The sequence below is a fragment of the Leptospira sanjuanensis genome, from assembly GCF_022267325.1.
Taxonomy (GTDB): domain Bacteria; phylum Spirochaetota; class Leptospiria; order Leptospirales; family Leptospiraceae; genus Leptospira; species Leptospira sanjuanensis.
Map to the genome: position 1 here is coordinate 230,691 of NZ_JAIZBG010000002.1, position 12,738 is coordinate 243,428.

Consider the following 12,738-nt stretch of genomic DNA (forward strand, 5'->3'; position numbering starts at 1 on the left):
CCCTTCGTTTTGAACGGGAGAATTCTTCCGTTGTTCTGGATTTTAACCGCGCTCGTTTTCGTTCAGAACTGCGTGCGACCGGAAGTCGTCTCCGCGGGAGATTCGCAGAGTCAGATGTATGCCGCGGCGAGTTACTTGGCGAACAAATGCGGAACGCCGATTCCTCAGCCATTCCCGATTATATTCGAGGAAGTTCAGCAAAAAAACCTGGATCTTTGCACGATCGCGATCACAAGATCGGAATGTCCTTTTGTTTCTTATCCTTTCGCCTGTGTTCTGCTCTATGTGGACAAACCTCTCGACGATATTCCCTGGTATCTCAACTTCCAGGAAACATTCGTAAAAACTAAAATACAGTAAGGCAAACGATGAAGATGTTCGAACGATCCACACAACGAGCCGTCAAGTTTGGAAAACGGATTCCGTTTTTATTTTTCGTTTTTCTTACGATTCCGATGGCGGAGGTCTTTGCGGAAGTTTCCTTTCGAGGCCGCGTCTTTTCCCGCAATAAGAGCGCGGGAGAAGCGAACATTACCGTTCGTCTTTCGGAAACCAAGAAATTCTATCAGACCGATGCGGAAGGCTACTTTCAAGCGGTCGTCCCTTCTCCCGGAACGTATACGTTTCGGATTTTAAGAGACACGGGGATGCAGGAAATTCGGCAAGAGGTAGGAGATACTTCCGAAACCGTAGTTCTTTATACGGACAAGGCTTCTACAGCGGGCGGCGGAGTTTCCAAAGGCGGAATCAACGTTACGGGGGAACGGGAAAAACAACTCATGTCCCGTACCAAACTTCGCTTCGAAGAAATCAAACGGATGCCCGGTACATTCGGAGAACCTCTTCGTGCGATCGAAACGATTCCAGGCGTGGTTCCCGTTTCCGCGTTCGGCGGCGGTGCGAGCAACTATGTTTTCCGAGGCGCTGACCCCAATACGAACCTTTATCTCTACGACGATCTTCCGATTTTGTATCCGTTTCACTTCGACGGTTTGACCGCGACGATCAACGGAAACTTGATCAAGTCCATGGACGTTTACACGGGCGTTCTTCCCGCGAACTTCAACAACGCACTCGGGGGGGTGATCGAAATCGAATCTCCCGATAAGGTGGAACGTTCCCAGGGAAATTTTTTGACTTCTCTTTGGGCAGCTTCCGCGAACTACCAGACAACGTTTGCGGGAGGGAAAGGTTATATTCTCGGCGCGGTGAAAGTCGGTTATATCGACAAGACGTTCGAGACGTTAGGCACCATGTCGGGGGGAAGTCTTCTTCCTGACGGAGTTCGTCTGCCTCGCTACACCGATTCTCAAGTGAAGATGGTCTATAACTTCAACGATCAACATCAGATCTCGTTGTATTCTTTGACCGCAAAGGACGACTTTGCGCTCAATCCTCCCGCCAAACCGCAGAACGATCCTACCAAGGATCAGCTCGCGGCGTTTGCTGGTGGAAATCTTTCCGCAGGTCAGGGTTATCGCACGCAGGCGATTCGTTATACTTGGAGACCGATCGAAAACTTCTCCAATCGGATTACGGTCATCAGTTACGATCCGTTCGTGGATTACAACGTTTCCTTGGGTTCCATCAAAGGAAAGCAAAGGGCGAGCGGGGCTTACAACGGGATTCGTCAAGACGCGTATTGGGATCCGAACAAGCACTTTACGCTGGAGTTCGGTTCCGAAGTCCGTTTCTTGAATTACAAAACGACGGGAAGCACGATTCAACAAACCGATCCGAACAACCCCGACCCGAACCCGTATGACACGGCAAGTCCGGACTTTAGAACCGTACAAGATACGAACCGAGCGCGAAGCAAATACTACAACGCTTATACTACGATGAAGTTCAAGTTCGGCGGTTTGCTGTTCGAGCCGGGCGCGAGATACGATTACATTCCTTATATCAAAAACGGGGCTTTGGGTCCTAAGGCGCAACTTTCCTACAAGTTCGAGGGAATCGGAAAGGGAACCACCGTATTCGGAGGAGCGGGAGAACACTTTAACTTTCCGTTAAGTACTCAATTCTCCGAAGAAAGCGGAAACCCTCACCTGAAGTTTCAAAAGGCATTCAAATACGGCGGAGGGATCGATCAACAAGTCACTTCCGATTGGCAGGTCAAGGGAGAAGTATTCAAACAGGAATTCTCCAACCTGATCGTGGACGATCCGTACATCACCGATTTTATCGGAAAGAACGCGGATCAGTACGGAAGAGTATTGCAGCCGTACGTCTTGAACAAACCTCTGAATTATTCGAACAACGGAACGGGTCATTCCAGAGGATACGAATTCGTGATCCGTAAAACCGCGGCTCCCGGAACGAGGGATTGGTTCGGATGGATTTCCTACACTTGGTCGCAAACATTCAGAAATTCTAATATTTATAAGCCCGACGGAATCATGGCTCCCGTTGCGACCGGACCTGAACAAAGGCTTCTTGCGCAGACCTATCACAACTCGAAAGAAACCTTATACAACTACGACCGAACTCATATCATCAACATGGTTTTCGGTTGGAGATTCAGTCAGGATTGGCAGTTCGGAGCGAGATGGTCTTATCTGACTTCCATGCCGATCACTCCGATCGTCGGGGACGACGGCGGTAAATTTTCCAATCCGGCCAACAATCAAACGATTTGGATTCCGACCTCCGCGAACAACCCGTATCTCGCGGATTATACGAACACGAAACGTATGGCGGACTATCATCGATTGGACATTCGGATCGACCGATTCTTAAACTACGAATGGGGTTACGTAAATACGTTCTTCGAAGTGATCAACGTGTATATGAGGCAGAACGTCGCCGGACAAGACTTCGACGTTACGCGCCCTTACTCTGCGACCAACCCGAAACCGTCGCAGACGTTCGGAACGCTTACGCTTCCGGGCGGAACGGTCATTCCTTTCTTTAACATCGGGATCGAGGTGAAGTTCTAATGAAACGGAATCCGTTCACTCTTCTTAAAAAAATCGTAAGAAACGTCTTTAACGTTTTTGTAATCGTGTACGTAATCTGGAACTGTAACAACCTTCCGAACGAAGACGACAGTTTCAATCGGGACAATGAGAAGCGAGTGATTCTTCAGTATCTACTTTTACCGCCTACGGACCCGATTCAGTCTTGTATCGCTTCTTTGCAGGCGGCACAGATTTGTCTGAATAAGGCTCCCGACCTTCCTACTCCTCTTTCCGAACTTGCGATCGTGACTTTATTCAGCGGAGGCGACGCGTCCGCCGGAACGTATCAGAATTTTTGCAATAACCTGGTGAATTCCGCGACGTTCGCGAAGTTTACTCCCCGCGCGAAAGCCTGCGTGATGGATTGCAACCGTTCGTATTGGGTGAATAAAAATTCCGCGGGAACCTGCGGAGAAGGCGGGCTTTCTCAGATATCGGGACTTTCCACCGGAACGTTTTCCTGTACAAAGACCTGCGTGAGTATTTCGGGAGAATGAGGAACAAGTTAACAAGTCTCGAAAAAGAACACCGTGAAAATCGAGTGACTTTGATGTCGGTTTTAAAAAATAAAGAATATTTAGAGGATCCAAAATTATGACTATGTATTTAGTTGAATACGGCGAGACGTTCATCTTTATAGTGATGCTCGTAGCAAGTATCGTCGCTCTCGCAGTAGGCACCGAAAGAATTCTTATCTTTCGCAGAAGTCTTAGAAACACGGACGCAATTCTACCCATCTTAACTTCCGAAATCAGAAAGGGAGATTTCAGCGCGGTGAAAACCGTAGCTTCCGAAAATCCGGGAAACATCTACGCGAAGTTTTCCCAGTTTTCCGCGGAACAGTACGAAGTCGGTCACGACGCTCTTTCGGAATTGCAGGAAGGAAGAATCATCGGCGAACGAGTCGAACTCGAAAATCATCTTCCGATTCTGAATACTCTCGGAAACAACGCCCCGTTTATCGGTCTTTTAGGAACGGTTCTCGGTGTGATCAAAGCTTTTTACGGATTGGGAACTCTGGGAAGCACGGGAGCGGAATTTGTGATGAGAAGTATCTCCACCGCACTTCTTGCGACCGCGGCCGGTCTGGGAGTTGCGATTCCCGTGGTAATGGCGAACAACTATTTTACCCGTAAGTTGAAAGTGATTCAGGCAAATTTGGAGATTCTTTCCAGAGAGTTTCTTGCAAGTCTTTCTCGCAAGAAATAGAATAAGGAGAATTCGAATATGGCAGGTTCTGCTCCCTCCGGCGACGGAGAAGAAATAGGCAACATCAATATCACCCCGATGGTGGACGTGATTCTGGTTCTTCTGGTGATCTTTATGGTCACCGCGAACTTTTTGAAAAAAGAATCCATCAACATCAACCTTCCGAAAGTGGAAGCCGCGGACCCGAACGTCGCGCAATCGGTTCAAGTCGCTTTGACCAAGGACGGCAAGATTCTTTTGGAAGGAGCGGATACTTCGATCGAAAAGCTGAAGGCACATCTCGAACGGGATTCCAAGATCAGACCGAACATGCGTCTGACTCTTTCGGCCGATTCTTCCCTTCCGTATGGGAAAATCGCGGAAACGATGGGAGTGATCCGCAAAGCGGGCGTCACAAAAATTGCTCTTTCGGTAAAACGTTAGACGAAACGGGAAAGATAGAATGGTAAGCGTTCCTGAAATCAAACAGAAGATCGTCGAATTCGGATTGTTCCGTTTTTGTCTGATTGCGTCCTTTGCCCTGCATTCTCTAACGATCGGAGCGTATTTCATCGCGACTTACATTCCCGAGGCGGAGATTTCTTCCGATGACTTGGAAGCTCAGGACGTGGAAGTCGATCTGGAAGACATTCCCCCCGAATTGATCGGAGGAACGTCCTCTCCCGCTCCGGTCGAAAAACAGGAATGGGTGGAAGGTTCCAACCAGAACGCGGACGATCCCATCGACGAGGATCTCAATCCGAACGCTCTTTCCGGAAACGGAACCGATAAGGACGGATTCTTATTTTCTTATAACGGGGATAAAACTCCGACTCCGATCATCGATTTTGATCTCAGAGATTTTTTCCCTCCGCAGGCGAAATCGGCCGGGATTGTTTCCAAACAAGTCGTGGTGATCGTACAAATCGACGAACAAGGAAATTTACAGGGCGCCAAGATCGCTTCCGGAAAAGCGGGATTCGGCTTCGACGAAGCGGCTATCAAGATCGTGAAACTGGCTCGTTGGAGTCCGGGATACGTTCAGGGAAGACCGACCAAGATGTCGCATCGGGTTCCGATTTCCTTCAATCTCGAAGATTGAATTTCTCCTTCGATCTTCGAAAGTTCGTTTTATAAAGTTCCCGTTCGCGAAATTTTTTCGATTCTTTGGAAAGAAACGAAATACGCATCCGCTTTTAAAAATTAAAAAATTTCTTGCGGTGTCCATTTGAAGGCCGATACTTCACCCTTGGTCGAAAAGAATCGGCCAGATGGAGACAAAGATGAATCTAAAAGCGTTTGCTTGGATCGGTTTACTTATAATCACATTGCCGCTTTGGTCGGTACCCACTCCTCCCACGCTCGAAACTCAGGTTAAGAATTCTGATTATATCGCGTTGACTCGGATCACGAACGTCCGCGAGAAAAAAATTTCCGAAACTTCGATTTCGGTGACCGCCACCGTTGAAATTTTAAAACCTTGGAAAGGCGCCGAAAAACTTCCGGTTAAATTCGAAATCGGTTTTATGATCTTCCCCGAACTTTTGGGAAAATGGCTGAAGGCCGCTCCTCCGGAAGGAGATTACATCCTATTCTTAAATCAGAAAACCGTAAAAGACAGCAAGGGCATCGAGTCCTCCTTGATCGCTCTCTACGAACCGCATCCTTTCGCGTTTAAGGAATATTCCAGAGAGACCGAGGACAAAATCCGGGAAACGATTCAGGCTCAAAAAGGGGAGTAAGAGGAAACGTATATGAGAATTTTAAAATATACTATTTTATCTTCCGTTCTTTTGTTCACGGCGTATTCTTCCGTTGTCGCTCAACCTTCTGTGCGCGGTCTCGGAATGAAACAGGAATCCGCCGAACTTCTTTCTTCTTTGAAGGAAACGAATCCGTACGGAATCTCTCACAGAGGTCTTGCTTCCAGCGTAGACTTGTCCTCTTCCATGCCTCCGGTCGGAAATCAAGGCGAACAAGGTAGCTGTGTCGCTTGGTCCACGGCTTACGCGACGAAAAGTTTCCAGGAATACATCGAAAGAAAAAGTTCCCAGAATTGGTCTTTGCGGACAAACGGCGGAACTCCGGACTACAGCAAAGTTTTTTCTCCCGCGTTTATCTACAATCAGATCAACGGAGGAAGGGACAACGGATCTCTCATCTCCGACGCGATGCGCGTGATGGTGGAAATGGGCGCGGCTCCTTGGGAAACCATGCCTTACAATCCCGCCGATTATAGGGCCCGTCCCCCGCAAGCCGCCATCGAAGCCGCCGCAAAATACAAGGCGAAAGAATTCTTACGCGTGAAGACGACCGATATGAGCGAGATCAAAGCGCAATTGGCGGAAGGAAAGCCGGTGGTTGCAGGAATTTTGGTATATGAGAATTTCTTCAATATCAAAGGAAATCAAATCTACAAAGACGGACTCGGTAAAACCTACGGAGGTCATGCGATCGCTCTTGTCGGTTACGACGATTCTAAAAACGCGGTGAAGTTCATCAACTCTTGGGGAACGGATTGGGGCGATCAAGGATACGGTTATATCGATTATCGCTGGTTTACTCGAATCTGCCAAGGCGCGTTTGTGATGATCGATCAAGTCGAAGCGGTAAGCGATCAAGGCAAACCCGATTCCAATACGCCGGAACCGACGAGCGTTGCGAGCGATTCCAATCCGGTTGCACCCGCGTCGATCACCGCTTCCCAGGGAAGTTTTACCGATAAGGTTTTGATCAACTGGGAAATCGTTCCCGGCGCGATCGGTTATGAGATTCACAGAAAGGGTCCGGGAGATTCGGGTTTTGCAAAGATCGGTTTGTCCGGAACGAACAGCTTCAATGACGACGGAGTTCAACCGAATCTCGCGTATCGATATAAGATTCTTACGCTGACGGATTCTTCCTCTTCCGATTTGTCTCAAGGAGAAGTGGTAGGTTTCGCGAAAACGGAAGAATTAAAACCTCCTCCGAAAGTTCTCGGAGTGAAAGCGACGCAAGGACAATACGATAATAAGATCGAACTTACCTGGGAACCGGGCGACGCTTCTTCCGAATATCAGATTTTTAAATGGAATAAAACTCAGAAACGGTATAACCCGATCGGAAATTCCAAGATCAACAATTACGTGGATAATTCCGCCGCGCGAAAAGGTGTCGTCGAAATCTACGTCGTTTCCGCAAAACTCGGCGGCAAAACGGGAGAACCTTCGGACGCTGCGAGCGGATTTACCGCGCAACCGAAAACTCCTCCCGCAAAACCTCTGGGGTTGACCGCGAGTCGAGGTTCGTATCAGAATAAGATCGAGTTGAAATGGCGAAAGGTTTCCGGGGCTTCGAAGTATTACATCTTTCGATACGTGAAGTCCGGTTGGATCGGAGGCGGCGCTTGGGAAAAAATTTCCGAAACCGGAGCGGAAGAATTCATCGATGAGAATCTTCCCGCACGGTACGCGTATTACTCCGTAACCGCGGTGAACTTGGAAGGAAAGAACGGCCCGTTCTCCAGTTTCGCATATGGATTCACGGATCCGAACAAACAAAGAGGAGTAAAACTACCTTCTCCGGAAAACCTCAAAGGGGTTCTGGACGCAAAGGCAGGGAAGATCAGCCTCACTTGGGATAAAACCAAGGACGCATCCGAATATTATGTTTTTCGCAAGAAGCGAGGGGATTCCAAATGGACCTTTTTGGCTTCTGCGGGAAATAAGAATTCGTATGTAGCCGACATTCCCGAAAAAGAAGTTCTCTTTTTGTATTCCGTTACTTCCAAGACCGATCTCGGCGGAGAAAGCGGGAACTCGTTGCCGGTTTCCGCCGTACTTTCTACCGCCGTGACCGCTCCTAAGAAAAGAACCTTCGGCGGAGATTCCACACTGGAAAAGTTCAAAGGACCTTGGACGGCGATGGCGTGGGACGGAAGCAACGGCGTGAGTCAGGTTCTTCTGGAGATCGAAAGCTCGGATAACGTCAATTATACGGTTAAGTTCAACAAGAAGAAGATCTTCGAAGGAAAATACGTGGAGGAATCCCCGATCATCGATAAGGACGGAAAGTTCAAGATCGAAATCGAAAAAACCGGAGACGCACTTTCCGTTACGATGAAGGATCCGAGCATCGTAAATCAAAAATCGAATCTTTCATTCTTGAAAGAATGATTTAGGAAAACTGCAACATTCGAAACACGATCGAATCCCGCCCGTCGACGATCGACCGGCGGGATTCCCGACTTTAAGGCATGAGTTCGAGTTCTTTGGCGAGCTTGAAGATGTTTCCTTTTTCCTTTAATTTTAGAAGCAGTTCTTCTGAATTCAAAATCTTGTTCACGACCGCTTCGGGAAGATTCTGCATGTCCTTAAAGATTTCCTTATATTCTTCGATGGAAATTTTCGTACAGAAAAGATTGGCTTGAAAGTAATATACTTGGTGCGTGATGAGAAAGTTGAGCGAATCGATATCTTCGAGGGCCTCCGCCGTGATGATCGCTTCCCGGTTGTCCGAAAGTCTTCTGCAATAATCGATAAACGCAAGGTTGTCCAAGAATTTAGTAAGATCCTGATCGGCTTTGAACTTGAAACTGATCGGATCGAGTTTGAATTCCTTGATCATTTCCCCCAAATCCAAAACGATCTGGTGGCTCTGACTTTTGACTCCGAAATCGTCCGCCGCAAAACTGATTCCGAAATTCCAGAACCGCTTGCAGACGCTTTTCAGAGTGATATTTTCTTCTTCATACGGCTTTTCGATCAGTTCCATTCTCACGAGAGCCGGATTCAAGTTTTGATTGAGAAGAAGGTTGTGAAAGCGCGTGACCTTTTCGTCCGTATCGAATGTATCGATCAAAGTCTGAGGAGAAATGTTGAACTTCAGAAGACCGGGCGCTCCGTTGCAGCACATGGTCAGCTTTTCCAAAATCAAAAGTTCGATCCGGTTCAAATCCTGATCGTGAGGAATATCGCGGATCAGGTCCGCATAACCCGCGTAAGCTTCTCCGCCCACGAATACTTCTCCGCCCTTCATGGAATACATGTGCGTCTTGTGATTGTAGTGGATGATCGGCTGAATGACCGCGTCCGCTTTTTCACCGGCAAAGTAATCGTTGACCCGGTTGAGATAGGTCCAACTCCAACGAATGAGATTGTCTTTTAAATTCTTGAGAGAAGAAACTTCCAGTTCGTGAAAGATCTCGTCCACGTAGGAGATATAATTGCACTGCGTTCTTGCGATCCCGAAATCGAAGTTCATCGATCCGCTTTTGATCGAAACCTCGCGGAAACGCCCGAGCACCGAATCGAAGTTTAAAAACCCGTTGGAGCCCGTCGTATGAATCGGAGCCACTCCGATCAGTAGATTCTTCTTATCCCCGTAACAATAATAGGAATAATGATTTTCCGCGCCCGGATGCAACTCGGAGATTTTGGTGGGAACTAGTTGAAGAAAATCGAGAAAGGATAAGGACTTTATATCTTGAAACCGGAGAAGAACGATGGGTTTCCCGCGGTTTTCATTGATGAATACGTTTTTAAATTGTTCGATCTCCCCCTCGTCAAAGGAGCGGATCTTCGGACTTTTAGAAGTTGTCATTTTAGCCTTTGTATTCAAAAGATCCGTTGGAATGCGGATTTGAAATCCGTCCATCAAGAAGGTTCTAATAAAAAGATCCGATGGACGATTTTCTTTGTAAAGCCTAAAAGGAATATTTTCCGGACTCTAAGATTCCTGAATTCAATTCCGAGATCTTACGAGGCGAGGAGCCGTTATTCTCAATCGTTACGTCACCCACAATCGTGATTTTTCGATCAAACAGCACTTCTCCTTTGACTTGAAGCGAAGTGCAGCGCACTAAAGAAGGAATTTCCGGAAAGAGACGGTTAAAATCCTGAATCTTCTTATAAAATTTGTCATCCAATGAAATCAAAACTTCGCCTAATGCCGATTTTTTTCTCTCTTCCGACATGGTGATGGAATAATCGTCGCGCAAATGATATGCGTCCGATCTGCGGACCAAATAGTCTTCGCACTTTTTCACCGGAGCGAATCGATCCCGCGGAATGATGATTCCTTTTACGCGATTGAAATTGCGGATTGCGGAACCCATCGCCGTTTCGAGTTGCAGAACTTCTTTTCCCTCCACGGTTTTCGGATTTACGATCAAAGAAAGTTCGAAGTTTCCCTGAAGAATTCTTTCTTTCAGAGCGACAAGATCGATCCAAAGATTGTTCGTCGAAAAGGTTCTGAATTTGCCGAGCCCTTCGAATTCGTGCATGTGATTTGCAGGAACCTGAGCCGTTTCGAGCAACTGATAGTTTTCCGGTTTTCCGTTTACGATTCTTCGATAGATCGCCCCGCCCTTTTTGTCCGCGAGAGTTTTCGGAGTCATCTCCATGCAGAATTCCAGCTTTTCCTTTAACATATAGGAAAGAATTCCGGGATGAACCGTAGCACCTAAGTTATCCCCGTTGGATACGAATGCGATTTTGTAGCCGTTTTCTATCAGGGTATCAAGCAGTCCCGTTTCCAAAAGGGAAATCCAAATGTCTCCGTGGCCGGGAGGGCACCATTCGTCATCGGGGTTTTGGCACCGAATCGGTGTTAAGTCCTCTTTCAGAATCCGCGGGACCTTGTGTTGCAGAAAGGAAGTCGCGAATTTTTGCGAGAATCCGATCCGTTTCAGTTCCGCCTGACTTTCCTTTTGCGTGTTGAAGCTGTCCATCAGGATCAACGGGACGGACACGTTATACTTGCTTTGAATGACCTGCGATTGTTTCGCGAAAATTTCCAGAAACGACATTCCGTCTTTGAGAGGAATGAGGGATTTGGGACCGGAAAGCCCCATCGACGTTCCGAGTCCACCGTTCAATTTGATGACGACCAAGTTCTTGAGAATTTCCGGATCGGGAGAATGTTCCGTTTCGATTTGTTCGAGGGTGATTTCGTCCTTTGCGGGGTCCAGATCGCCTACTTCTTCCCAACGAACCATGCCGGTTTCCCCGTTTCGAACCTGGTCCGTCTTTTTTAAAAAGTCCTGAATGAAGGTCTGCGACATCCCTTCGGAAGACATTTTATTTCGGATCAATTCCTCCGATTTCGTTTTCATCGAATCCATCGCACCACCGATTTGCTGTTGTATTGTTCGTCGAACTCGGTGAACTCGATCGAGAATTTCTCGGACGGGTTCGAAGGTTCGTAGAAGAGTTTCACCTTTACTTCTCTTCCTTTACCCGGAATTTCTTTGGCAACTTCTTCGTTTTCCGTGTAAAGAGGAAGAAAGACGAGATACGTATAAATATAAACGGTTCGTTCGGGAGTTTTTTTATAAACGAGAACGCCCTTTCCCGTTAGATCCCGTTTCAAAAGTCTCGCGTAAGGAACGGGAAAGTTTTTTCCCCAGGCTTCCTTGAAATTTTTCTCCATCCCGGAGTGCGTCGGTATATTTGAATAGACAGCGGAAGGGAGGATGAAAAAAATCCAAAGGGAAAGAATCAGCTTCTTTGTTTTCATGAAAGACTCTGACAGTCTTGTCTTTTCACCCCATAACTTCAAGCCATTCTCATGAAAAAAATCAGATCCGCTTTTAGAACGTTTTTCTACTTCCTTTCGGAAATTTTAGAATTTATCGTTTCTGTAATCTCTTCGTTGTTTCCGACCGGCACGGACCCGAATCTCGCACGAGGGGATATCTACATCGTAACCGGATATCTTTCGGGGGCTTTGTTTTATTCCAAGCTGCGCCGCGCTCTGGAAGCGAAGGGTTATCAACCGAGAATTTTAAGAATTCCCCCTTTTTTCTGGAGCACCAAAAAAGCGGTCGAGATTCTTGCGAAGCAGATGGATCAGATTCCGCCCAAATCCGTTTTGATCGCTCATAACACCGGCGGTCTTTTGACGTTGCTCCTTCCCGATCGGAGTCGTCAAAAGATCCGAGGTTTGATTACTTTGGGAACTCCGTTCCGTGGAAGTCATTTGTTTACGATTCTTCCGGGTACGGGTCTTCGATACGGTTCTCCGTATTTGAAGGAATTGTTTAAGACGTTTTTATTTATGGATCGTTTTCATCCTCTTGCGCCTTTGAAGGAATTTATTTTTTTACCGGCTTCTTCTTCCATTTACGGAGAAGAACGGGATCTGTGGTTTGACATTCCGGGCAATTACAATCAAGTTCGAAAGGCGGAAAATATCCGAACGATCTTGGAATATCTCGTCTTTCATTATCCGAGCGCGGCTTCGATCGAGGCGGAAAAGAACGCGGTTTTGAACGAGGCGAAAAAGAAGGTCGTTTTATCGTCGTCGCGTACGGTTTCTTCACTCAAAGAGAAACAAAGTTCTTCTCCGACTTTGCAAGGGAAGAATTCTTCCGCGAAGTCGAAAAACGTTTCGCAATCCAAAGGGAAGCCGACCGTAAAACCGGCGTCCAAGTCGTCTAACAAGACCAAGGCGACTTCTAAGTCGAAGGATTCCAAGCCGACAAACTCCGCTAAAACGAAACGAGTCGTTTCGGCGGCAAAGAACAAAACCAAAACCAAAACCGCACCGAAAAAGAAGAAACGTTAGACGAAATTTCCTGAAGGGAAATTAAAGCAAGTTTATTGTC

General features: G+C 47.2%; 12 protein-coding genes. 9 read left to right on the plus strand and 3 right to left on the minus strand.

Going from position 1 to position 12,738, the window contains the following annotated elements; translation table 11 throughout:
- The first annotated feature begins 9 nt into the window (after nt 1-9).
- The 8 genes from LFX25_RS19070 to LFX25_RS19105 all read left to right on the plus strand — a co-directional run bounded on the left by LFX25_RS19070 (nt 10) and on the right by LFX25_RS19105 (nt 8,305).
- Nucleotides 10-360, plus strand: a complete 351-nt coding sequence (locus LFX25_RS19070; protein WP_238731839.1) for a hypothetical protein — start codon at nt 10-12, stop codon at nt 358-360.
- An 8-nt stretch (nt 361-368) separates the two neighbouring features.
- Nucleotides 369-2,942: a TonB-dependent receptor plug domain-containing protein gene (locus LFX25_RS19075; protein ID WP_238731840.1), complete on the plus strand. Its 2,574-nt coding sequence runs from the start codon at nt 369-371 to the stop codon at nt 2,940-2,942.
- A complete protein-coding gene (locus LFX25_RS19080; protein ID WP_238731841.1) occupies nt 2,942-3,460 on the plus strand; it encodes a hypothetical protein in 519 nt (172 codons plus the stop codon). Before LFX25_RS19075 ends, LFX25_RS19080 begins: the two co-directional genes overlap by 1 nt.
- A gap of 97 nt (nt 3,461-3,557) precedes the next feature.
- Nucleotides 3,558-4,172 (plus strand): MotA/TolQ/ExbB proton channel family protein, encoded by a 615-nt coding sequence (locus tag LFX25_RS19085; RefSeq protein WP_238731842.1) that lies wholly within the window; start codon nt 3,558-3,560, stop codon nt 4,170-4,172.
- 18 nt (nt 4,173-4,190) lie between these two features.
- Complete coding sequence (locus tag LFX25_RS19090; RefSeq protein ID WP_135570503.1) at nt 4,191-4,595, plus strand: ExbD/TolR family protein; 405 nt, start codon at nt 4,191-4,193, stop codon at nt 4,593-4,595.
- A 19-nt stretch (nt 4,596-4,614) separates the two neighbouring features.
- A complete protein-coding gene (locus LFX25_RS19095) occupies nt 4,615-5,253 on the plus strand; it encodes an energy transducer TonB (RefSeq protein ID WP_135570505.1) in 639 nt (212 codons plus the stop codon).
- A gap of 181 nt (nt 5,254-5,434) precedes the next feature.
- Entirely contained in the window at nt 5,435-5,893 is a 459-nt protein-coding gene (locus LFX25_RS19100) for an LIC_20196 family exoprotein (protein ID WP_238731843.1), read from the plus strand.
- A gap of 12 nt (nt 5,894-5,905) precedes the next feature.
- On the plus strand, nt 5,906-8,305 hold the full coding sequence (locus LFX25_RS19105) for a C1 family peptidase (RefSeq protein ID WP_238731844.1): 2,400 nt from the start codon (nt 5,906-5,908) through the stop codon (nt 8,303-8,305).
- A gap of 73 nt (nt 8,306-8,378) precedes the next feature.
- Here LFX25_RS19105 and LFX25_RS19110 read toward each other — a convergent pair whose 3' ends face one another.
- The 3 genes from LFX25_RS19110 to LFX25_RS19120 all read right to left on the minus strand — a co-directional run bounded on the left by LFX25_RS19110 (nt 8,379) and on the right by LFX25_RS19120 (nt 11,648).
- Nucleotides 8,379-9,731 (minus strand): EAL domain-containing protein, encoded by a 1,353-nt coding sequence (locus LFX25_RS19110; protein ID WP_238731845.1) that lies wholly within the window; start codon nt 9,729-9,731, stop codon nt 8,379-8,381.
- Between the two features lie 103 nt (nt 9,732-9,834).
- Entirely contained in the window at nt 9,835-11,253 is a 1,419-nt protein-coding gene (locus tag LFX25_RS19115) for a UTP--glucose-1-phosphate uridylyltransferase (RefSeq protein WP_238731846.1), read from the minus strand.
- A complete protein-coding gene (locus LFX25_RS19120; protein WP_238731847.1) occupies nt 11,241-11,648 on the minus strand; it encodes a hypothetical protein in 408 nt (135 codons plus the stop codon). Before LFX25_RS19120 ends, LFX25_RS19115 begins: the two co-directional genes overlap by 13 nt.
- 51 nt (nt 11,649-11,699) lie before the next feature.
- Here LFX25_RS19120 and LFX25_RS19125 point away from each other — a divergent pair, with 51 nt between their 5' ends.
- Nucleotides 11,700-12,698, plus strand: coding sequence for a lipase family protein (locus LFX25_RS19125; protein ID WP_238731848.1), 999 nt, complete (start codon nt 11,700-11,702; stop codon nt 12,696-12,698).
- Nucleotides 12,699-12,738 lie beyond the last annotated feature (40 nt).